The organism is Jiangella alkaliphila, from assembly GCF_900105925.1.
GTDB lineage: Bacteria > Actinomycetota > Actinomycetes > Jiangellales > Jiangellaceae > Jiangella > Jiangella alkaliphila.
The window spans coordinates 491386-515722 of sequence record NZ_LT629791.1; the positions used below are offsets into that span (position 1 = coordinate 491386).

The 24337-nt window shown below is 69.2% G+C and carries 6 protein-coding genes; 2 read left to right on the forward strand and 4 right to left on the reverse strand.

Annotation, left to right across the window (positions count from 1 at the left end):
- Positions 1 to 45 precede the first annotated feature (45 nt).
- Positions 46 to 546, forward strand: a complete 501-nt coding sequence (locus BLV05_RS02340; protein WP_046766613.1) for a DUF6326 family protein — start codon at positions 46 to 48, stop codon at positions 544 to 546.
- A gap of 15 nt (positions 547 to 561) precedes the next feature.
- Here the strand turns inward: BLV05_RS02340 and BLV05_RS02345 are convergent, their stop codons facing one another.
- The 3 genes from BLV05_RS02345 to BLV05_RS02355 form a co-directional block, all read right to left on the reverse strand.
- Entirely contained in the window at positions 562 to 1242 is a 681-nt protein-coding gene (locus tag BLV05_RS02345) for a hypothetical protein (RefSeq protein WP_152690536.1), read from the reverse strand.
- Between the two features lie 68 nt (positions 1243 to 1310).
- Positions 1311 to 21170 (reverse strand): right-handed parallel beta-helix repeat-containing protein, encoded by a 19860-nt coding sequence (locus tag BLV05_RS02350; RefSeq protein WP_152690535.1) that lies wholly within the window; start codon positions 21168 to 21170, stop codon positions 1311 to 1313.
- Positions 21171 to 21395: 225 nt separating this feature from the next.
- Positions 21396 to 22052, reverse strand: a complete 657-nt coding sequence (locus BLV05_RS02355; protein WP_046766802.1) for a response regulator transcription factor — start codon at positions 22050 to 22052, stop codon at positions 21396 to 21398.
- Positions 22053 to 22173: 121 nt separating this feature from the next.
- On the opposite strand from BLV05_RS02355, the gene BLV05_RS02360 reads away from it, so the two are divergent.
- Positions 22174 to 23733, forward strand: coding sequence for a sensor histidine kinase (locus BLV05_RS02360; protein WP_157524176.1), 1560 nt, complete (start codon positions 22174 to 22176; stop codon positions 23731 to 23733).
- Positions 23734 to 23738: 5 nt separating this feature from the next.
- Here BLV05_RS02360 and BLV05_RS36405 read toward each other — a convergent pair whose 3' ends face one another.
- Complete coding sequence (locus BLV05_RS36405) at positions 23739 to 24092, reverse strand: response regulator transcription factor (RefSeq protein ID WP_046766800.1); 354 nt, start codon at positions 24090 to 24092, stop codon at positions 23739 to 23741.
- Positions 24093 to 24337 lie beyond the last annotated feature (245 nt).

Here is a 24337-nt window from a genome sequence, read left to right on the forward strand (position 1 = left end):
AGCGATCGTGGACCTACCGATCCTCACCACACAACGGAGCCCACGATGAGAACACGTCAACCCACCACCGCCCCACTGGAAGACCAGCGGATCCCGGTGAGAGCCAAGCTCGCCGCAACGTGGACGAGCTTCATGTTCCTCTACGCCTACGTGGACATTCTCAACTTCTTCACGCCCGGCGTCATCGAAGAGATCCTCGACGGCAAGGTCTTCGAGTTCGACCTCTCCCAGACCTTTTCGACCACGGCGCTGACCCTCATGGCCATCCCGATCCTCATGGTCGTGCTGTCGATGACGCTGCCCGCCCGGGCGAACCGCATCACGAACCTCATCGTGGCCTCGCTCTACGTCCCCGTCACGGCATTCAACGCGGTGGGCGAGTCCTGGCTGTACTTCTACGGCCTCGGCATCGTGCTGGAATTGATCCTTCTCGCCCTCATCGTGCGATTCGCCTGGACCTGGCCCCGCACCGCACCGTCGGCGACCATGGCGACCATGGCGACCAGCCCGGACCGTGACACCGTTCGCGCCCAACAGCAAGCGTGAACCCGAGAGCAGTCTTCAGGCGGACTGGATGAGGAGATCGACGCTGCCGGCATCGGAGGGCTGGCCTTTGGCCATGCCCCGCAACTCGCCACCGGACAGAACGATCAGGCGGACCTGGCCGGCGCGGAGATGAGCCAGGTCGCCTGCGGGCGTCTGCGTGACGGAGAAGTCGAGACGTTTGCCGTCGACCAGTCTGAGCATTCCGCTGCCGGGCTCACCGAGCGTGATCTGACCCGTCACGCCCAGACCGGCGGCGGACGCGCCGCTGAGCTCTCCGGCGGACGAGATCGTCAGGTCGTAGAGGCCTGCCGCACCGGAAGGCGGCGTGGCCCGGTACTCGGCCGTCGTGCCGTCGGGAAGCTCGACGGTGCCCGTGACCGAGTCGGCGGCCAGGGTGCCGTCCATCTCCGCGTCGCCGTCATCGGACTCCGCGACGAAGCTGTCGCCCGAGATCGGGCCGGAGAACCACTCGCTCAGGCCACTGCCGTCAGAGAGATAGATCTGCACGGCGCCGGAGCCCTTCTCGCCCTCGGCGGGTCCGGCGACGACGGCAACGAGGGCTTCGGTCCCCGAGACTTCACCCACGAAGCTGCCGAAGAACGCGTCAGCCCCCATCGCCGTCCCCGACTTCTCGCCGTCGGGGTTGTCGTCGCCGCTGCAGGCGGCGAGAGAGAGGAGCAGGAGCACGACCGGCATGAACCCGACCCGCATCCGTGTCCGTGTCCGCGTGACCATCCGTCCATCTCCCCACGAATCTCGAGTGCTCACGAAGCCGGCTTGAAGGTGAGGACGAGCTGGGGGAGGTTGTCCCCCTTCTCGCGTGCGTGGAACTGCTGCTCGGCGTCCTGGCCCTCGGCGGCGTCCTTGATCAGGAAGCCGTGGTTCGATCCGCTGGAGTACATCGCTTGGACGAGCGTCGCGACGTTCCACTCGCGGTAGCCGCTGCCCGACGTCGTCGTGACGGCCGAGCCAGACGTCTGCGGCGCATTCGCCCAGGTGACGTCGTTCTCCGTCCAGGATCCGCTGAGCCGGAAGACCTCGATGGTGCGCTGGCTCCCCGAGGCGGACGCCGCGTACAGGCGCAGCTGGGCCGTGTCGAGAACGCAGCCCGCCGGGATCGCCGGGAGGTCGTACCGGACCAGCGCGCGCAGGTTGGCGTCTCCGCTCTTCGACATGAGCTTGAGGATCGAGTCGCCGCCCTTGTTCGACGACGGGCTGCTCTGGTCGATCCACGCGTCGGCCACGGAGGTCACGGTCTGCGTCGGCCCGCAGCTCACGGGGTCGCCCCCGGGCTGGATCGTCCACTGCTGGCTGGCGGGCGTCTGGTCGAGGTTGCCGGCCGCGTCGGTCGCCCGCACTCTGAACGTGTGCTGGCCGACGGCCAGGTTCGTGTACTCCTTCGGCGAGGTGCATGCGGTGAACGGCCCGGAGTCGAGCGAGCAGGCGAACGTCGAGCCGGTCTCCGGCGAGAGGAACTCGAACGTCGCCCTAGTGCTCGGTGTGGACGACGGCGGGCCGGAGCGGAGCACGGTCTCGGGCGCCGTCTGATCGATCGTCCACGTGTACACGGCCGGCTGCGGGTCGACCGCTCCGCCCCCGTCGACGGCCCGGACGCGGACGGTGTGCGAGCCCACCGCGAGGTTCGAGTAGCTGCGCGGGCTCGTGCACGCCGCCCACGCCGCACTGTCGAGCTGGCACTCGAACGTCAGGCTCGCCGCCGGCGTCGCGTCGTCGGTGCCGGTGAAGGTGAAGGTGAAGGTGGCCGAGCTGCTCGAGGTCGCCGCCAGCGGGCTGCCGGTGATCTGCGTGTCGGGCAGGCCGTTCGGCGGCGCGACGGCTCCGAACGTCAGCACGAGCTGCGGCCGGTTGGTGCTCTCCTCGCGGCTGTGGAACTGCTGCTCCGCATCCTGGTTCTCGTTCGCGTCGCGGACGAGGAACCCGTGGTTCGCGCTCGTGTACATCGACTGCACCATCGCGGCGACGTTCCACTCGCGGTAGCCGGTGCCCGAGCTCGTCGTGACGGCCGAGCCGGTCGTCGCCGGCTGGTTCGCCCACGTGACGCCGCCCTCGGTCCAGGTGCCGCCGAGCTGGAGGACCTGGATGGTGCGACCGCTCGCGGCCGACTTCGCGTTGAGCCGCAGCGTCGCGCTCTGGACCGAGCAGCCCGCGGGCAGGGCCGGCAGGTTGAACCGGACCAGGGCACGCAGGTTGCTGCCGCTCTTCGACATGACCTTGAGGGTCGAGTCGGAGCCCTTGTTCGACGAGGTGCTGCCGGAGTCGATCCAGGCGTCGGCGGTGGCCGTCAGGGTCTGCGGCGCGCCGCAGTTGACGGTCGCGCTCTGGACCGTCCACGTGTAGGTCGCCGCCGTCTGGTCGACGTTGCCGGCGGCGTCCTTCGCCCTGACGGAGAAGGTGTGCGAGCCGATCGCCAGACCCGTGTACGCCTTCGGCGTGGTGCAGGCCGCGTACGCACCCGAGTCGAGCTTGCACTCGAAGGTCAGGCCGGCCGCCGGCGTCTGGTTGTCCGTGCCGGCGAAGGAGAACGACGCGTTGGTCTGCGTCGTCGTCGCCGGCGGGTTCGCGCTGATCGACGTCTCCGGCGCCGTCGTGTCGGGCACCGGGGCCGGCTCCTGGATCGTCCACACGAAGGTCGCGGGCGTCTGGTCGACGTTGCCGGCGGCGTCCTTCGCCCGCACCTCGAACGTGTGCGGACCCACCGTGAGCCCCGTGTACGCCTTCGGCGAGGTGCAGGCCGCGTACGTCCCCGCATCCAGCTTGCACTCGAAGGTGAGGCCGGCCGCGGGAGTCCCGTTGTCGCTGCCGGTGAACGCGAAGCTCGCGTCGGTGTTCGTCGTGTTGTTCGTCGGGGACCCGGTGATGGACGTGTCGGGCGCCGTCGTGTCGGCGACGGTGAAGGCGTGGCTGTCGGCCGGCCCCACGTTCCCGGCTTCGTCGACGGCCCGCACGTGGAAGGTGTGCTCGCCGGGCGTCATCGCCGCCAGGTCGGCGTCGGAGTACGTCTTCGGACTGACACAGACGCTGTACGCGGCGCTGTCGACCCGGCACTCGAACCGCAGGTCGGCCGTGGCCGTGTGGTCGTCGGTGCCGGTGAACTCGATCACCAGCGAGCCCGCCGTGACGTCGGTGATCTCGGCCTCGGGACCGGCGACGTCCTGCACCGTCCAGCTGTGGCTCTCCGTCCGCGCGTTGCCCGCGGAGTCGGTCGCCCGCACGTCGAACGTGTGCTCGGCCGCGGACAGGCCGGAGTACGACGTCGGCGAATCGCAGGGCTCGTACGCCGCCGCATCGAGGCGGCATTCGGTCGTGACCTCGCCGCCCCAGTTCTCGCTGGTGGTGAAGGCGAACTGGGCCGCCGTCTCGGACGTCGTCGCCGCCGGCTTCTCGCCGAGCGTGATGCTCGGCGCGGTGAGGTCGGCCACCGTCCAGCTCCGGCTCACCGTCACGCTGAGGTTCTCGCCCTCGGACAGATCCGTCGCCTGGACGCTGAACGTGTGGTCGCCCAGGCCGAGACCCGTGTACTGGATGCCGGACTGGCACGCACCGAACGGTGCGCCGTCGAGCGAGCACTCGAAGGTGGCCGGCTCGTCGGCCGAGAACTCGAACCGCGCGGTGGTGGCGTCGACCGTGCCCTCCGGCCCCCTGCCGATCGTGACCAGCGGAGCGGAGAGGTCGGCGACCTCCCACTCGTACTGCGCGGGCAGGAAGCTCGCGTTGCCGTCCTTGATCGCCTGGACCTCGAACGTGTACTCACCGAGGGCGAGATCCTCGTAGGACCGCGGCGAGGTGCAGGCCTCCCACGTCGTACCCGTGTCCTCACCGGTCAGGCGGCACTCGAACGTGCTTCCGGCCTGGTCGGTGCTGAACTCGAACTCCGCCGTCCGGCTCTCGTTCTCGATGTCCAGGGTGTCCGGCTCCTGGTCCGCGGGGCCGGCCTCGATCGTGGCCACCGGCCGGGCCAGAACCGTCCACGTGTAGACGGCCGGCGTGGCGTCGCGGACGCCCGCGTCGGTGATCGCCCGGACCTGGAGCGTGTGCTCGCCGAACAGCGCGTTGAACCGATACGGCGAGTCGCACGAGCTCCACGCCTCGGCGTCGAGGCTGCACTCGAACTCGGCCGGGTGCTCGATGGTGTCGATGGTCGAGCCGAACTGGAACTGGACCTCGGCGCCGTCACCCGTCGACTGGATCGTCGGATCCGGCGGCGCTTGGATCATGGTGGTGTCGGGAGCGACCACCGCCGAGGCCTCGGCGACGGCGAACGGCGAGAGGCTGCTGACGACACCGCAGAGCAGGTCGCCCTGCTGCTCGAGCGTCACGTCGAGCCACTCCCCGTCGAAGTGGAGGACGTGCGCGTCGACGAGCGCGCCGTACGGCAGGCACACCGTGATGTCACCGACGAAGGTCGCCGTCGTGGAGACGTCGTAGTAGAGAGCGTCGGCCGCGTCGTAGCCGGCCGGCAGGGTGGGCGCCGACTCCGCGGCGAGCGTGGCGACCGAGGTGAAGCCCTCGGCGGTGACCTCGGCGAACGTCAGCGTGGCACCGCCTGTGGACACCTCGATGTTCGTGCCTACCGGCGTGTTGGCCGCGCCCGGAGGCTCGATCGTCCACTCGTAGGTGGCCGGCGAGTCGTCGACGTTCGGCGGATCGGCCGTGTCCGAGGCGCGCACCGCGAAGGTGTGGTCGCCGACGGTGAGGCCGGTGTAGACGTCGCCGCTCTCGCAGTCGGCGAACGCGGCCCCGTCCAGCGAGCACTCGAACGTCAGGTCGGCGGGCGCGGTCAGGTTGTCCGTGCCGCCGAAGACGAACGTGGCGGAGCTGTTGGTGGTCGGGTTCGCCGGACCGAGCTGGAGCGTGGTGGTCGGCGCTGTCGTGTCGGAGGCGTCGATCGTCCACGTGTACTCCGCGGCCGGGCTCTCGGTCATGCTCTGCCCGGCAAGCGGCAGCGTCGTGGCCCTGACCTCGAACACGTGCTCGCCGTTGGACAGGTCGTACGGGTACGGCGACGTGCACGGCTCGAACGGGTCGACGTCCGGGTCCACGGCGTCGAGCCGGCACTCGTACGTCGAGCCCGGCTGGTCGACGAAGGACAGCTCGCCCGTGGCGCTCGTGCTGGTCTCGCCGTCCGGCACGTCGACGCCGGCCGGCGCCTCGTTCGTGATGGTGGTCAGCGGCGGCGCGATGACGTTCCACGTGTGGGTGGCCGGCGTGAGGTCGGTGAGCGGCGTCTCGTCGACGGCCCGGACCTGGAACGTGTGCTCGCCACCCGCGAGCTCGGGGAGCGTCCACGGCGTGGAGCACGGCTCGAACGGCGCCGCGTCCAGGGCGCATTCGAACTCGAGGTTCGCCGGGATCGTCCCGTTGTCGGATCCGGTGAACCGGAACTCGACCTCGTTGCCGCTCGGGTTGCTCGGGAGCGGGGCGAGCAGCGTCGTCTCGGGTGCCGTGTCGTCCGTGACCACCCACTCGTGCAGCGCTGTCTCGAGCGTCACGCTCGGGAGCAGGTCGGCCCTGGTCGCGGTCACCTCGAACGTGTGCGGGTTCTGCTCGCCGGCCAGGAGGTCCGTGTACTCGAACGGCGAGGAGCACGGGAGCTCCGGTCCGCCGTCGAGGACGCAAGTGAACGCTGCCTCCGGATCCGTGGAGCTGAACTCGATCGTCCCTGTGGACGCCGTGCCGCCGGTGGCCGGCGGGGCGTCTGTGATCGTCACGTCAGGAGCCACGTCGGTGCCGCTGACGAACTCGAACTCGGCAGGTGTCGTGTCCGGCGTGCCGAACTGGCCGACCGTGAAGACCTGGAACAGGTGCTCGCCGTAAGGCACGTCCGGGTAGCTGACCCCGGAGACGCACGGCTCGAAGGCGGTCGAGTCGAGAGCGCACATGAAGGTAGCGCCCGTGCCGGAGAACTCGAAGCTGAACGAGGTCGCGGTCGTCTCGAAGTCGGGCCCGGCGATGGGCGGCGTGACGGCCAGGAACGTCGTCCCGGGCTCCGCCTCGACGGCGAACTCGTGCGCAGGCTCGGGAGCCGGCGTGAGGTCGTGGTTGCCCGCGATGTCGATGGCGCGGACCTGGAACGTGTACGCGCCCGCGGTCAGCTCCTCGAACGCGATGTCGTGGACGAAGGTGTCGTCCGCTGCGGGCTCCCCGCACTCCTCCCACACCACGGGGTCGCCCGCGGTCGTGTTGGTGACGGCGCACTCGAACTCGAGCTCGAACGACGAGCCGAGGTCGTCGGCCCCGCGGAAGGTGAACCGCAGGCCGGGGTCGAGGAACTGTGCCGGGCCGATGCCCTCCGCGCCGAGGAAGAAGGTCTCGGGCGGCGTCACGTCCTGGACCGTCCACCGGTAGACCGCCGGCGTCTGGTCCATGACCTGCTCGCCGTCGGCGTTGCGGTACTGGTTCACCGCGCGGACCTCGAACTCGTGCTCCTCCGGCGCGCCGGCCTCGCCGGGCAGGAACGGCCCGGCCTGGTACCCGGACGAGCAGTTCACGAACGGCGATCCGTTGACCGAGCACTGGAACGTCGCGCCGGGCTGCTCGGAGTGGAACTCGAAGGTCGCGGTGAACTCGCCGGTCGGGTCGGCGGGTCCTGCGTCGATGACGGTGTCCGGTTCGCCCGTCGTGACCCACACGAACGGCTCGGTGTCGACCGTGCCGGCCGGGAAGCCGCGGCTGGCGCCCGCGGGCGTCTCATCGACGTTCGGGACCTCGGCCGCATCGATCGCGCGGACCCACAGCCAGTGCGGCCCGGAGTCGAGCGACTCGAGGAACCAGACGGTCTCGCACTCCTCCCACGTCGTCGGCAGCTCGGCCGGCGGCGCACCGTCACCCATGGCGCACTCGAAGGTCTCGACCGGCTCGTTGCTGGCGAAGGCGAAGGTGACGTCCGGGCCGGAGTTCGCCGGGTCAGGGAAGACGGTGATGAACGTCTCGGGCGGCGTGGTGTCGTCGGCACCGATGATCAGCCACTCGTAGAACGCCGGCGAGATGTCACGGTTGCCGTCGGGGTCGACCGCGCGGACGTGGAAGACGTGCGGTCCACCGCCGAGCGGGCCGGCGATCGTGTGGGGCGAGGTGCAGGGCGCGAAGTCGCCGGTGTCGAGTGCGCACTCGAACTCGAAGACCGGGTCGTCGTTGAGCAGCTCGAAGCCTTCGAACTCGAAGGTCGCGCTGGTCTCGGTCGTCTCCTCCTCCGGTCCGAGGACGATCTCGGTGTCCGGCCCGGACATGTCGACGACCGTCCAGTTCCGGATGGCGCCGACGGGGTCGATGTTGCCGGCCGCGTCGATGGCCTGGACCACGAGGGTGTGGTCGCCCGGCGTCGTGACCTCGATCTCCTCGAGCGTCTCGCAGCCTCCGATGGCCGCGCCGTCGAGCGTGCACTCGAACTCCAGCTCGAGCTGCGGCGTCATGTCGTCGGTGCCGGTGAACTCGAAGATGCTGATGAAGTTCGGCGTGGACGAACCCTCGGGCGGTCCGTTCGTGATGACGGTCGTCGGCGGTGTGACGTCCGGGCCGATGATCTCCCACTCGAAGATCGCGGGTGTCAGGTCCATCCAGCCGAACTCGTTGATGGCCTGGACCAGGAACTCGTGGTCGCCTTCCTCCAGCGGGCCGACCGTGAGCGGCGACTCGCAGTAGAAGAACGGATCGCCGTCGATCGAGCACTGCGTGATCGCGTTCGGCTGGTCGGCCCAGAACTCGAACGTCGCCGAGCCGCTGGTCGACGTGGGCAGGCCCTCGGGACCGAGCGGGCCGTCGGGACCGGACAGGATCGACGTCTCCGGCGCCATCCCGGACGAGGCGCGCGCGATCGCGTACAGACCGAAGTCCTCGACGATGTTGCTGCACAGCCGGGCCGGCGTGGAGAACGGGTTGTGCAGCGTCGTGACGTCGAGCCACACGTCGCCGTCGAAGTGGAGCAGCCGCAGCGAGGTGGCCCCGTTGAACGCCGCCGGGTCGTAGTTCACGCAGAGCGTGACCGGGTCGGAGTAGGCGGCGGTGGTGTTGATGTCGTAGAGCTGGGTGCCCGCACCGCTGAAGCCGTCGGGCAGCGCCGGGCCGGCCGGGATGCGGTCGACCGTGGTCGTCCCCGCCGTCTCGACGGAGAAGTAGGTGACGGTGACGTCGCCGACGGTGACCGCGACGTTGTCGCCAACCGGCGTGTTCGGCGCGCCGGCGGCCTCGATCGTCCAGGTGTGGACGGCCGGGCTCGCGTCGACGTTGCCGGACAGGTCGGTGGCCACGGCGGTGAACGTGTAGGCGCCCGGAACGAGATCGGTGAACTCGGTCACGACGCCCGGCTCACACTCGCCGGTCTCGGTCCCGGCGGGACCGGTCAGCGTGCACTCGATCGTCACCGTCGGGTCATCGGAGCTGACCTGGAAGTACGCGGTCGTGCTGAGCGTCGTCGCGGCCGGGCCGAAGTCGATGATCGTCTCGGGGGCCGTGAAGTCCTGGACCGTCCAGGTGTGCGTGGCCGGGATCGGGTCGTGCTCGAACGGCAGACCCATCCAGTCGACGCCCGTGTAGAGCGTCTGCACCTGGAAGGTGTGCTCGCCGGGGAACAGGTTGGTGTACGTCTTCGCGTACGTGCCAGGCGTTCCAGCCACGGGCGTCTCGTTGCACAGCCCGAACGGGCGGTCGTCGAGCGAGCAGTAGAAGACGGCGTCGGGGTCGAGCGGGTCGCTGGTGAACTCGAAGGTCGCGGTCGTGGTCGTCCCGTTGGCCGGCGCCGACGTGATCTGCGCCTCGGACGGGGTGACCCGGAACTCGGAGTCCTCCCACGGACCGAGGTTCCCGAACTGGTCGACGGCGCGCACGGCGAAGAGGTGCTCGCCGATGCCGAGGCCGGTGTAGGTCATGCCGGCCGGGTCGCACGGCAGCGGATCGTTCGGCAGTCCGGGCGTCGTCGACGGTCCAGGCGTGCCCGGGTTGAATCTCCCGTCGAGCCAGCAGTGGAACGTCACCGGCGTGACGTCGGCGGAGTACGTGAAGGTCACGGTCCGGTCGGTCGTCTCCTCCTGCTCCACACCAGGCCCGGAGAGGATGGTCGTGACCGGCGGCGGCGCGACCGTCCACGTGAACTCGGCCGGCGTCGACTCGACGTTCCCGGCCGCGTCGACGGCGCGCAGCAGCAGCGTGTGCGTGCCGCGGGTGAGGTCGGAGAACTCCTCGGGCGAGGTGCACGAGTTCCACGACGTGGTCGAGTCGAGCGCGCACTCGAAGGTCAGCTCCTGCGCGGGCGTCCGGTTGTCGGTGCCGGCGAAGGTGAAGGTGGCCGTCTGCGACAGCGTGCCGTTCTCCGGCCCGGTGGCGAACTGCGCGTTCGGCTCGGTGACGTCCGCGCCGAGTACGACGAGCCACTCGTAGACCGCTTCCTCGCCGACGATCCCCTGCGCGCTGGTCGCGCGGACCGCGAACTGGTGCTCGCCGTCCTCGACGACCCAGGCCGCACCGGTGGCGGGCAGAGTCGTCCCGCCGCACGGCAGGAAGTCGGAGCCGTCGACGGAGCACTCGAACGTCGACCCCGCCTGGTCGGCCTCGAAGGTGAAGACGGCGTTCTCGGTGCCGCTGGCGCCGTCGGGCTCCCCCGAGATGGGGTCGAGACGGCCGTCCGGCCCGCTCAGGAACGTCACGACCGGCGCACCCGAGACGTTGACGGTCCGGGTGGCGGCCGGCCCGATGTTGCCGGCGAGGTCCGTCGCGCGGACGGCGACGGTGTAGGCGCCGGGCTCGAGGCCGCTGATGTCGTAGCCGCCGACGGGCGACTCGCACGACTCCCACTCGGCCGACGAGACGCCGGCCGCGGTGAGGTAGGCCGCGCACTCGAACTCGAGCTCGAGCTGCGGTGTCGCGTTGTCGATGCCGGAGAACGTGTAGAGCTCCGGCTCCTGGCCGACGGTCGCGCCGTCGGCCGGACCACCGGTGAGGGTCACGGCAGGCGTTCGCCTGTCGGCGACCGGGGTCCAGGTGTACGCGGCCGGCGTCGGATCGGCGTTGCCCTCGAACTCGGGCTGCGTCGGGTCCGGGAACTCCGGCTCGAACATGTCGACGGCGCGCACATAGAACGTGTGCTCCGTGAGCAGCAGCTGCGGATCCGCGTACGAGTACACGTCGAGCAGGTTGAACGGGCTGACGCACTCGACCCACTCGTTCCCGTTCGGCGGCGCCGTGCCGTCGGTGACCTGGCACTCGAACGTGAGCAGGAACTCCGGGGTCAGGTCGTCCGTGCCGCTGAACTCGAAGATCGTCGAGCTCAGGTCGAGCAGCCCTGGGGCGCGCTCGATCGTGGTGTTCGGCGGCAGCGTGTCGACCGGTTCGACGACCTCCCACTCGTACACGGCGGGCTCCAGCTCGGCGGCCGTGCCGAACAGCTCGGACTCGCCGTAGACCTCGAGCACGTGGTCGCCGGGGAGCAGTGGCTCCGGGAAGGCGGTGTCGCCTTCGAACGCCGGGCCGGCGCGGAACGGCGACTCGCACGGGAAGTAGCCGCCGGGGTCCATGCTGTCGAAGCGGCACCAGAACGTCGCGTCGGCGACGTTGGCCTCGAAGTGGATCTCGGCCGAGGTGCTCGCGCTCGGACCACCCGTCGCCGGGTCGCCCTGCGGGCCGCCGGCTGTCGGCGTGAAGCCGGGGCCGTCGGTGAAGACGACGTTGACGCCCAGGAGCTCCCAGGTGAAGGTCGTCGGCGCACCGACGTTGCCCTCGAAGTCGATCGCGCGGACGGAGAACGTGTGCGGTCCGACCTCGTTCTCCTCCAGGCCCCACTCGAAGGCGCCCTGGTTCATGAACGTGGCCGCCTCGAAGCCACACGGCTCGTAGCCGTTCGCGTCGACCTTGCATTGGAAGGTGACGTCCGGCTCGTTCGCGTGGAAGGTGAAGATCGCGTCGAGGAGCCAGACCTGGACGCCGGCCGTCGCGGGCTCGATGTCCTCCGGCACGACGTCGAGGGTCACCTCGGGTGCCACGCCCGTCGGCAGCGGCACGTAGCTGAAGGTGAAGCTCTCCGGCGTCGGGTCGGCCAGGCCCTGGCCCATCATGTCGACGGCGCGGACCTCGAAGGTGTGCTCGCCGGGACTCAGGTTCAGGTACTCGGCCGGGTAGTCGCAGTCCTCCCACGCCAGCGGATTCGTCGAGTCCATCCGGCACTCGAAGACGAGCTCGTGGATCGGTGTGAACTCGTCGTCGCCCATGTAGGTGAAGCTCGCGTTGCGGCTCGGGCTCTGGATACCCGGCGTGGCGGTGTCCCAGTCGGCCGGGCCGGAGACGATCCAGGTCTCGGGCGCGCCGGGCACGGTGCCGAGCTCGCAGACCACGCCGAAGCACTGCTCGGGCTCCATGTTGCCGGCGGCGAAGTTGCCGCCGCCGTCGACGGCGCCGACCGAGTAGATGCCCCAGCCGCCGTTGATCTGGGCGACGTTGTCCTTGATCGTGTGGCCGGAGCCCTCGACGTAGATGCCGTCGCCGCCGTTGGAGTCCGCGGTGTTGTTCTCGACCAGGGTGCCGGAGTCGAGGACGGACGACTCGGTGACGGCGATGCCGTCGCCGCCGTTGCCGCTGGCGGTGTTGCCGCGGACCACGGTGTCCTCCGACAGTTCGCCGATCTCGACGCCGGACCCGAGCGTCCCGCTGGCGTTGTTCGCCTCGATCGTCGTGCCGGTGGCCTCGCCGACCTCGACGCCGCTCGCGCTGCCGCCGAAGTCGTTCCCCTTGACGAGCGTGTTCGTGGCGAGCTCGACGACCACGCCCGGCCCGGACGAGCCGTTCACGGTGTTGTTGAGGACGGTGTTCCCGTCGCCGCCGACCAGCACGCCGCCCTGGCCGCCGGAGATCGTGTTCCGCCGCACCAGGTTGTCGTTCGAGGGCAGCAGTTCCTCGCCGGCCACGACAGCGAAGCCGCCGTTGTCCTTGAGCGTGTTCTCGCTGACGGTGTTGTTCCCGCCGCCGATCATGAAGATCCCGTCGCCGCTGCTCATCGAGACCTGGTTGCCCTCGATCAGGTTGTCGCTGGCGAACTCCAGGTAGATGGCGCCCTCGCCCTGGTTCGCGCCGAGCGTGTTGCCACGGATCACGGTGTGGCGCGTGCCGGTGTAGAGCGCGATGCCGAGCTCGTTGGCCACGATGGAGTTGTCGCGGATCGTGTTGCCGTCGCCGCCCTGGTCGGCGTCGGACAGCGCTATCCCGGCCTCCTCGTTCGCTTCGACCCGCAGGTCGTGCACGACGTTGCGGGCGGTGCCCACGTTCAGCTGGACGCCGTAGAGGAACTGGGTGACGAGGCCGTTGGTGACCGTGACGTCGTCATGTCCGTTGTTCAGGATGCCGGCGTCGAGGCCCAGCCCGTCGATGACGTGGCCGTCGAGATCGATGGTGATGCCGGGGGCGCCCACGATGAGGCCGTGGCCGCCGCAGTCGACGAGGTCGTTGGTCAGGCGCGTGCTCTGGGTGAGGATCTGGCCGCAGCTGACCTGGGCGGCCACCGGTAGCGGACCGATGGTCCAGGCGAACACCTTCGTGTCGAAGGTGCTCGCGGCGTCCGTGGCCCGGACCCAGAACTCGTGGTCACCGGGCTCGAGATCGGTGTACGTGACCGGCGAGGTGCAGGCCGCCGCGTCCGGCCACAGGTCGGTCAGGTCCGTGCCGGCGTCGACCCGCAGGCACTGGAACGTCACGCCGGCGTTGCGGTTGGCGGAGAACGCGAACGTGGCGTCCGTGTCCACCGTGATCTTGTCCGGCGTGGAGTCGATCGAGACCGCGAAGCTACCGAGCTCCACCGACCACGTGTAGGTGGCCGGCGTCGCGTCGGCGTTGCCGCTGAAGTCGATCGCGCGGACCTCGAACGCGTACGTGTCGTTGACGAGATCGGTGATCGTCTCCGGGCTGGTGCAGGCCTTCCACTCCACGGACGCGGCGAGAGGCTGGGGGCCGAACCGGCACTCGAAGGTGACCGGGCTCGCGTTGTCGGCGCCCGTGAAGTGGAAGACGGCAATGCTCTGCGTGCTCGGGTTGACCGGCGCCTCGAGGATGCTCGTGTTCGGGGCGATCGAGTCGCCGCCGCCGGGCCCGTCCACGCAGGTGATGTTGTAGCACTGCTGGGGCTTGAGGTCAATGCCGAGCGGGCCCTGGTTGCCCTGCGCGACGTTGCCGCCGCCGTCGATGTTCGCCCGCCCGTTCGACGGGTCGCCGACGTGGATGCCCCAGCTCTCGTTGTCGAAGGCGACGTTGTCCTTGAACAGGTGCGCCGGCTTCGATGCCTGGATGCCGGTGCCCTTGTTGCCGTTGGTCGTGTTGCCCTCGACGAGGGTGCCCTGGCCGGCCGGGGTCTCGTCGCCGATGTAGATCCCGCCGCCGTCGTTGTTGCTGGACACGTTGTCGAGCAGCACGTTGCTGAGCGACTGCGCCTCGAGCGTGATGCCGGTCGACTCCGAGTTGCTGGCGTCGTTCGCTTCGATCCGGTTGCCGGTCGACTCCTTGAGCGAGACTCCGCCCTTGTTCCCGCTGACCTCGTTGCCACGGATGACGTTGTCGTTCGCCCGGTAGAGCTCGATCGCGTAGGCGCTCGAGAGCGTCCCCACGTTGTCGATCAGCTGGTTCTGGCTCGACGTGTCGATCTCGAAGGCGGGTCCGGCGGTGTCGGACACCATGTTGCCGACGACGACGTTGCCGGTCGACTCGATGCCGATCGTCGGCCCCTGCGTCGTGGCCCCGACCAGGACACCGTGAGCGGCGTCCACGATCGTGTTGCCCTTGACGGTGTTGCCGGTGGCGCCCTCGAGGAGCACGCCGGCACCGCTGGAGGACTGCAGGTCGTTGCCGTCGATCAGGTTCTCGGTGGCGCGCTCGATCCAGACCGCGTCGTCGCTCGAGGCGCCGATGAGGTTACCGCGCACGACGTTGTCCTTGGCGCCGTTGAGGATCCACACGCCGCGCCGGTTCGACACGAGCGTGTTCGACCGGACGATCGTGCCGTCGACGCCGGACTGGAAGCCGGGCACCGGTTCGCTCGGGGCCAGGGTCGGGTCCTCGGGGAACGTCCCATGGCCGAGACTGATGCCGGCCTCCTGGTTGGTCTCCGCCGTGATGCCCTCGACGATGTTCAGCCCGGCGCCGTTGTTCAGCATGACGCCGTAGTCGAAGTCGGCGAGACGACCGTTGCGGATCGTCACCGAGACGAAGCCGTTGTTGAGGATCGCGGCTCCGAGCGACTTGCCGTCGATGGTCTTGCCGTTCAGGTCGATGGTGATGCCGTCGGCGCCCACGATGAGGCCGTGGCCCAGGCAGTCGCCCAGGTTGTTGTTGACGATGATGCTCTGCGTGATCGTCTGGCCGCAGAAGACGGTCTTGTGCACCGGTGCCGCGCCCACGGTCCAGACGTAGGCCGCCGGGACCCCGTCACCCGGGTCGAGCGGGTCCGGCTCGGCCGGGTCGTCGACGGCGCCGTTCACGTCGTCGACGTTTCCGGACAGGTCGACGGCTCGGACCTGGAGCACGTGCTCGCCCGGTGTCAGGCCGTTGACCACGTGCGGCGAGGTGCAGTCCGTCCATGCGGGCTCGCCCGCGTCCATCGCGCCGTCGAGCCGGCACTCGTACGTGAGTCCGTCGATCGGCGTCTGGTTGTCGCTGCCCGTGAAGGTGAACGTCGCGCTCGTCTGCACGGTCGTCGGGTCCGGGCCGGTGAGGACCTCGGTGTCGGGCGGCGTCGTGTCCGGGGGCGGCGGGTGGATCCACCAGGTGTGCGACGCCGGGCTCAGGTCCTTGTGCCCGACGAGGTCGACGGCGCGGACCTGGAAGATGTGCCCGCCGTGGGCGAGGCCGGCGTACTGCTTCGGCGACTCGCACGGGCCCCACTCCACCGTGCCCGGGATGTCCTCGGGCGTGAGCTCGTCGTTGAACTCCTCGTGGTACGTCCGGCACTCGAAGGTGAGGTTCTCGCCCGCGGTCCGGTTGTCGTTGCCGGTGAACGCGAAGGTCGCCGCTTGGTTCGTCGTGTCGTAGCGCGTGCCGGCCTCGTCGGTGACCAGCTCGCCGGGCGCCTCGGTGATGCGCGTGTTCGGCGCGGCGCCGGCGGCGGCGCAGTCGACGCCGAGCGTCTCGCCGGGACCGCACTCCTCGGTGCCGTCCTCCTCGACGCCGGGCTCGATCCGCCAGGTGTACTCGGCCGGGGTGAGATCGAAGTTGCCGGCCTGGTCGACGGCGCGCACCTCGAAGTGGTGGTCCATGGCCGGTTCGAGGCCGAGGTAGGTCTGCGGGCTGGCGCACTCCACCCAGCGCTCGCCCTCGGGCGGCTCCGGCAGCTCCGGCGGCTCGGTCGGGTCGGGCGGCTCGAGCTCGGGGTCCTCCGGCGGCACCGCCGGGTCCGGTGGCGCGTCGAGGCGGCACTCGAAGATCATCGCGGTCACCGGATCGCCGGTCGGACCGTCGTTGGCGGTGAACTCGAAGACCGCCGTCTGGTTCCCGGTCGCGGCGGGCGGCACCGAGGTCAGCGTGGTCTGCGGCGCGGCGAGGTCCGGTGGGGTGATCTCACCGAAGTCGGTCGTCCCGCAGACGACGCCCACGCACTGGACCGCGTCGGGCAGGCCGGGCGTGACGCCGACGTCGGCGTGGTTGCCGCCGGCCCGGTTGCCGCCGCCGTCGATGTTCCGGTTCGGGTCGAGCGGTTCGCCCTGAACCGGCTCTTCGCCGGCCTCGATTCCGTAGCCGGCGTTGAGGTTCGCCGTGTTGTTGCGGATCGTGTGGCGTCCGGTCGCGACCGAGATGCCGCTCTCGCCGTTCTCGTGCGCGGTGTTGCCCTCGATCAGCGCTCCGCCGACGCCGACGCCGTTCGCGTCGAAGGCGGCGGCTTCCACCGAGATGCCCGCGCCGCCGCTGTTGTTGGCGATGTTGTCGCGGATGATCATGCTGACGCCGTCGCCGAGCTCGATCCCGGCCTGGAGCGAGCGCGAGACGTCGTTGTTCTCGACCACGAGGCTGTTCGTGCCCGAGGCGTCGAGTCCCGACGGGTTGTAGCGCAGATCGCTGTTCTTGACGACGCTGTTGCTGGAGTTGGACAGCACGACGCCGCCGTCGGACTGCTGGTGCGCCAGCACGCCGTCGACCTCGATCCGGTCCGAGTCCTGCACGATGACGCCCGCGTCGCCGTTCCGGACGAGGACGCCGCCGCGGACGATCGTCCCGTGCGAGCCCTGGTGGATGACGACGCCGGCGTCGCCGGTGTCGCTCACGTCGTTGTTCTCCAGGACGTTCTGCCGCGAGCCGTTCTCGACCACGATGCCGGCATCGGAGTCGAGGGCCGGGTCGATGATGATGCCGCTGATCGTGTTGTTCCGGATGACGTTCCGGTGGCTGTCGAACACGTGGATCGACATGCCGTTGGAGACGAAGTGGTTGTTCTCGATCAGCGCGCCCTCGGTGCCGCTCATGAGCTGCAGACCGGTCTCGCCGTTCGAGTCGAAGACGCTGTCGTAGACCGAGGCGCCGGTGCGCCCGTTGTCGGCGTCGAAGAGCTGCACGCCGGTGAGCGCGTTGCGGACCAGCGTCATGCCGTGCACGTCGCTGTGGATGGAGCCCGGGCTCAGCAGGATGCCGTAGCCGTAGTTCGTGACCGTGCCGTTGCGGATCTCGACGTTCGGGTAGCCGCTGCGGATACCCGGAGTCAGGTTGTCCTCTTCGCCCGGCTCGAGGACGAAGCCGCTGGACACCGTGTGCCCGTTGAGGTCGAGGACGATGTTCGGCGCGCCGATGGCGATGCCCTCGCCGAGGCAGCCGGTGACGTCCGCGGCGAGCTTGGTGCTCTTGGTGATGACCTGCCCGCAGGTCACGACCTCCGGCGCCCCCGGCTCCTCACGATCCGGTGGGGGCTGGGTGGCGGTCGGCACGAAGCGCAGCTCGAGCTCGGGCAGGGTGATCTCGGGCGGATCCTGCGGCTGCTCCCTGGACACGAAGGTCTGGTCGCCGCCGCTCTCCAGGTCGGACTCGGTCTGGTCACGCAGCACCCAGCCGTGGCTGGGGACGGTGCCCGCGAAGATCCCCTCGACGTGAGTCTTCACGTCGAACTCGCGGTAGCCCTCTCCCGCTTCGGCGGTGGCGCCGGCGGCGCCGGCGACCGGGTCGGGCTGCGAGAGCCAGGTGAGCGTGCTCTCCTTCCACGTCTCCGCCAGCGGCTCCGCGACGAGCGTCCGGCCCTCGGTGTGCGAGCTGGAGTAGAGGCGCAGCGTGGCCGACTCGAGCGCGCAGTCGGGCGCGTCGAACTGGAGCGGGAAGCGGAAGAACGCGCGCGCGTTCTCGGGCGTGAGCGGCTGGCCGTTGCCGGGATCTCTGGCCGCCGAGCGGACGTCCAGCTCGGTCTCGAAGAGGTAGTTCTCGAGCGGGTTGACCTGGTCCGCCCACCCGTCCGCGGTCGGGGTCAGGGTGATGTTCGCCTCGTCACAGGTGACAGCCGGTGCTGCGGGGTCGCCCGGGTCCGGTCCGACGCGCCACGTGTAGCGCGCGGGGGTCGGATCCGGTCCTGCCTCGCCCGCGATCGCCCGCACCTCGAAGGTGTGCAGGCCGGTGGTCAGGTCGGCGTACATGGCCGGGTTGAAGCACTCGACCCACTGATCCGGATCCCGGCTGTCCAGACGGCACTCGTACTCCGCGAACTGCGCCGGCGTGAAGGTACTGACCGCGGCGAAGCTGAACAGCGCCGCTCGGCTGTTGGTGGCCGGCATGGGGTCCGGAGCGGGCGGAACCGTCGTGCCGGGCGTCAGGCCGGGAGCCTCGAGGATGACCGTGTCGGGCGGAGTCATTCCCACGCCGCTGATGAGCTGGCTCACCGGAGTCTCGTCGGTGTTGTCCGCGCGGTCGATGGCGCGGACCTCGAACCGGAACAGCCCCTCTTCCGGGAGCGGAACCGACCACGGGCTCGAGCAGCCGTTCCACATCTCCTCGGGCGGAGTCGGCTCCCACGGCGGGACCGGCTCGGGCTCTTCGGTCAGCTCGATCTCGATGAAGCGGCACCCGAAATTGAGCTCTTCGGGCGCGGTCTGGTTGTCGGTTCCGCGGAACCGGAACGCCATCGTCTCGAGCCCGTCCTGGAACGGGCCGTCCTCGGGGTAGTCGAAGATGGTCTCCGGGGGCTCGTCGTCGACCGCCGCCGGGTCGCCGACGAACTCGAAGGCGCCCGCGTCACAGCGTCCGTTCTGGGGCCGGTCGATCCCGCGCTGGTCGACGACCGTGCACGGCGCCGCGCTCGAGTCGATCGCCAGGCTGCCGGCTTCGAGCGCGTGCGTCAGCGTCGGCCCGCCGTTGTCGGCGATGGCCAAGAGCCGCGGGTCACCCCGCCGGTCGCGGACGCCGAGCTCGATCGGGTTCTGCGCGGTCTCCGCGGTCACGGCGAGGAAGCAGGTGTTCCGGTCGCCGGTCTCGAGGTTCCCGCCCTCCGACCGGATGTACCAGTCGCAGTTCCCGCCCTCGAGGCTGCCACCGACGATCGTGTTCTTGAGCACGACGGCGGCGTTCGTCTTGGGCGGGACTTCCGGGACGAAGTCGGACTCGACGACGCCGATTCCGCCGCCGACCGGAGCGGAGTTGCGCCAGACCGTCCCGTGCACGAGCCGCAGCTCGCCGTCGGCGTCGTGGAAGAGGCCGCCGCCGGCGGTCGCGGCCCGGTTCCCCGAGATCGTGACGTTCTCGTACAGCGAGTCGCCGTCGGCGAAGCTCATGATGCCGCCGCCGTGGCCGGCGTTCTCGTCGAGCACGCCTTCCTCGTTGAGGGCAAGGCGTGCCGTGTTGTTCAGGAAGAGCGTCCCGCGCGCGATGATCGCGTTGTCGGGCGCGTTCGCGAGCCCGCCTCCGATGACGCCGCTGTTGCCCCGGATCGTCGAGTCGAGGAGGTGGAAGTGGTCGCTCGACGTGTTGTAGATGCCGCCGCCCGCGCCGCCGGCGCGGTTGCCCGAGACCGTCACTCGCTGGAACGTGACCTTTTGGGCGCTGTTCTCGACGCCGCCGCCGTCGAGCGCGCGGTTGCCGCTGATCGTGCTGTCGGTGACCTCGACGTCGCCCATGTTGTTGAGGCTGAGGCCGCCGCCCTCCTCCGTCGCCTCGTTGCCGTCGAAGGTCGAGCCCTCGATGGTGAGCGGGCCGCCGTCCGTGTGCAGGGCTCCGCCGCCGGCGACGTCGTCGCTCAGCGTGCCGTCGTCCTCCACGACCGGCACGCCCGCCTTGTTCTTCGTGAAGGTCGAGTCGATGATCGTCTGCTGGCGCTCACTGTGGGTCCAGGCGCCGCCGCCCTCGCCGTTCGACTCGTTCTCGGTCACGGTCACGCGAGTGAGCGTCAGGTTCGACCGTCCCTCGCTGGTGATCGCGGCGCCGTGGTCGGACGAGCGGTTCTTGCTGAACGTCGTGTCAGTCACGGCGAGCTGGGCGTCGCCGCCGTTGTAGAGGCCGCCACCGTTCTCGGCGATGTTCTCCGAGACCTGCGAGTCCTTGACCGTGAACGTGCCGCGCAGGCCGTGTTGCGAGACCTGGCCGCCGCTGTAGAGGCCGCCACCGTTGGCGGCCTGGTTCTTGGAGATCGTGCTGCCCGAGACGGTGACCTTGCCGCCCTCGGTGTAGAGGCCGCCACCGGCCGCCGCGCGGTTCTGGGTGATCGTCGAGTCGGTGATCTCGACGATGCTGTCGCCCGCGTTGAGGATGCCGGCGCCGTTGCCCTCCGCGGCGTTCAGCGACACGGTCGAGTCGGTGATCTTGAGGGTGCCGGCCTTCTCCCAACGCGCCTGGTTCGCGATGGCGCTCGCTGCGATCGGGTAGTCCGACGGGTCGACGAGGACGAACGCCTCCGGGTCGAGCGGGTCGGGCTTGATCGCCCCGGGGTTGAGCGTGACGACGCTCTCGTCGGAGATCGTGATCGTGCCGCCGGAGACGTTGTTGATGGCCGCGCCGCTCCCGCCGGCCGAACCGTTGCCGGTGAAGGTCGAGCGCTTGATCTCGACGCGGCTGTACGGGAGCAACTCGAGGTTCGGCGGCTCGGTCGTCCACGGGTAGTCGTGCAGGTCGGCGTGGTTGACGCCGCCGCCGCCCTTCTCCGCGTAGTTGTCCTTGACGGTGACCCCGTCGAGCGTCAGCTTGCCCATCGACCAGTTCTGGATGGCGCCGCCCTCCTCCGGGGTGAACCCGTTCTGGAGGGTGACGTTCTTGATCGTGACGTCGCCGGCGCCCGGGTGGATCTCGAACAGCCGGTCGAGACCACGGGCGACGACGGGCGCGCCCGGCAGGGGCGTGCCGGCGTCGATGACGACGGCGCCGAGGTAGTCGGGCGCCTTCTCGATCGTCACCGAATCGAGGATCTCGAAGTCCCCGACGTTGGCGCCGTTCTCGTTGATCGGCGCGATCCCGATCGCGTACGTGCCGGGAAGGATGTGGATGCTGTCAGCACCGGGGTTCGCGTTCGCCTCCTGGATGGCGGCGCGCAGCGTACAGCCGCCTCCGGCCGCCCTGCACACGCCGTCACCGGCGGTGACGTCGACCTGATCCCTCGTGTCGTCGACCAGGAACGCGGCAGGGGGGTCGGTCGCGGCCAGAGCCGGCGCGACGGGCAGTAGCAGCCCGGCGAGCATCGAAGCCGCGGACAAGACCGCGATGGCGAGGTGCCATCGTGGTCGGCGCTTTCCCCTCATGCCCAACCGGGTCGTGAACAGTGTCTGCGCGCGCCATTCGGATCTCGCCACGAGATGCCCCCCCAGGCGAAGGCAGCCGCCCCGGCTGCCTGGAACTAGCTGTCCCAATGGGGCTCAGTCAAGACCTGGTGCGTAAAGGATCTATAAGGGTTTCATGAGGAGTTCTTTATCGACCGGCAGTCAGCGGCGCAGCCGGTAACCGACACCCCTCACGGTCTCGATGACGTCAGCGCCGAGCTTGTGACGAAGCGTGTTGATGTAGACGTTGACGACGTTGGTCCCCGGATCGAACCCATAGCCCCAGGCCTGGGAGAGCAGTTGCTCGCGGCTGAGAACCTGGTCGGCGTGGCGGAGGAGGGTCTCGAGCAGACGGAACTCGCGGGATGTCAGCTCGACGGTCTTCTCGTGCGACGTCACGCGATGTGTCTGCAGGTCCAGATGCAGCTCGCCGGCGTCCAGGACATGCGGCTGCTCACTTCCGGAGTGCCGTAGTCGTGCCCGGACGCGGGCGAGCAGCTCATCCAATCGGAACGGCTTCTTCATGTAGTCGTCCGCACCCGCATCGAGGAGCGCCACCACGTCGAGTTCGCTTCGCCCGGTGAGGACGAGCACCGGCAACCTGCTTCCTCTGGCCCGCAGCTCTCGCAGCACCTCTGACCCGTCCCGGTCGGGCAGATGGAGGTCGAGGATCAACAGGTCGAAAGCGCCACTGAGGCCGAGCGCCTCAGCCTGCTCGGCATTGCCGACAAGCGTGGTGGAGTAGCCCCCAGCTCTGAGGCCCTTTTCCAGGAACGAGCCGACAAGCGGGTCGTCCTCAGTGATCAGGATCGTCGCCACGAGTCCCCCCAGCGTGGCAACTGCCACGCAACACCCCCCGAGGGGCGAACCCCTCGACTGCACCCGTCGGCAGCATAGTGCGAGACCCGGACTCGCACTATGCCCCACGTCGATTCCGCCCGTGGATGAGGGATTCCGGAAGCCAGGGGTGGCCGTGTGCACCAAAGTCCGTGTACTGCAGGGCTACCTGGTCGGCCCACGCGACGCCATGATGGGCATCATGGCAAGTCTGAGCCGGTGGAGGGACTTACTCGGCGGGATGCGGGTCCGCATCCTCGCCGCGGTCATTGTGCTCCTTGCCGGGTCGTCGGTCGTCTCGATCCTTCTTTTGCGTGGTGCACTGCTGGAACGCCTCGACGAGGAGATCGAGGCGAACATGCACCGTGAGACGGAAGAGTTCCAGACTGCGGCGGACCGTCTACTTCCACCGGATCGGGCGCGGACCGAGGCCGATCTGGTCGCGGTGTACGACGCGTACTTCGCCCGCGAAGTGCCCGACGAGGGCGAGACTCTGATCTCGTTCATCGGCCGTGACATCTACATCACCGAGAGTGCGACCCACGCCGTACCGGCGAATGAGCTGGGCGATACCGTCCGCTACTGGCTGAGCCTCGACGAGTACACCGAGGACGAGATCGATACCAGCGGAGGCATGGCCCGGTTCATCGCGATCCCATTGCGCGACGACGGCGCTGACGGACTATTCGTGATCGCCAACTTCCCGGCCGCCGAGCGGGAAGAACTCACCGATGCCGTCGCCGCTCAGGCTCTGATCCACTTCGTGACGATCGTGCTGGCGTCTGTGGTCGGATGGTTCCTCGCGGGGCGCGTATTGCGGCCATTGAACACGCTCGCCGAAACGGCTCGGGTCATCTCCGAGACCGACCTGACGCGACGTATCCCGGGACGCGGCGACGACGAGGCGTCCCGGATCGCCACCGCGTTCAACGACATGCTGGCCCGGCTGGAGCGAGCGTTCGCCACGCAACGCGACTTCCTCGAGGAGGTCAGCCACGAGCTACGGGGACCGCTGACCGTCATTCGCGGGCATGTCGAGTTGCTCGACCTGGAAGATGACCCTCAGGAGCGGGCCTCGACCACGCTGCTCATCACGAACGAGATCGACCGCATGAACCGGATGGTCGAAGATCTGCTCACGCTGGCCAGGGCCGAGCGGCCCGACTTCCTGACGCCGGAACCGGTGGACCTGGAGATGTGGACCCACGACATGCTTCGCAAGGCGTCGATGCTCTGCGGCAGGACGTGGGAGCTCGAAGCGTGCGCTTCGGGAGTGCTCTGGGCCGACAGCCAGCGGCTCACCCAGGCCATCATGCAACTGGCCGAGAACGCCTGCCAGCACACCGATGCCACGGCGGCGGTCCGCATCGGGTCCGAGGTCCATGGAGGCTTTGTTCGCCTGTGGGTCCACGACGACGGTCCCGGTGTAGCGGCCGAGGACGCGGAGCGCATCTTCGAACGCTTCGTCAGATCCTCCGGCGGCCGGACCGGCAGCGGCCTGGGCCTGTCGATCGTCGCCGCGATAGCCGAGGCCCACAGCGGATATGCCCGGCTGAATCCGGACACCGAGCGCGGCGCCATGTTCGAGATATTCATCTCGACAGATCTCATCCGCGAGCAGAGCAAGCTGAGTTCGACGGCTTCCGTGCTGAGCGCAGATTGATGGAGTCAGAGGGCGGCATCGACCAAGGCAAAGAGGTCGGCGAGCGGAAAAGGCTTGGTCAGGTAGGCCTTGACGCCGAAGCTCTCGGCTTTGGATCGGTCCACCGGGTCGCTTCGGGAAGTGATGACGATGACCGGCGTCTGATCACCGCGCTCCTTGAGCTGTCGCAGCACGTCGAGACCGTCGATGTCGGGCAGTCCGAGGTCGAGTAACTGGAGATCGACACCCGTCTTGTCGATGCGGTCCAGCGCCGCCTTCCCGGTCTGCACCCATTCGACGTCGTGACCACGCCGAACGAGGGCCTTTTGGATGAAGGACGCAATCAGCGGATCATCCTCCACGATGAGTACCGTTGCCACCATTCTCCTCTGACACCTGCAGAAAAGGCCTGACAGACAACCCCGATAGCCCCATGCCGCTCGATCGCCCAAGCCTACAGACTTCTCGTTCACCGGGCCGACGCTGCCTGACGGCAATTCGGCGGTCGCTGCCCGTGCTCGGCGGGCCTGGCTCGGAACGCCCGGCGAGCTCCTCGCTGCTGGTGCGCGCGACCCGCGGCTGCCGCCATCGGCCTGGGCGATTGATCCGGTTTTGACGGTGAATT

Excerpts from the sequence above, each read along its gene's own strand:
- BLV05_RS02340 (WP_046766613.1), top strand. The coding sequence starts at position 46 with ATGAGAACACGTCAACCCACCACCGCCCCACTGGAAGACCAGCGGATC.
- BLV05_RS02345 (WP_152690536.1), bottom strand. The coding sequence starts at position 1,242 with ATGCCGGTCGTGCTCCTGCTCCTCTCTCTCGCCGCCTGCAGCGGCGAC.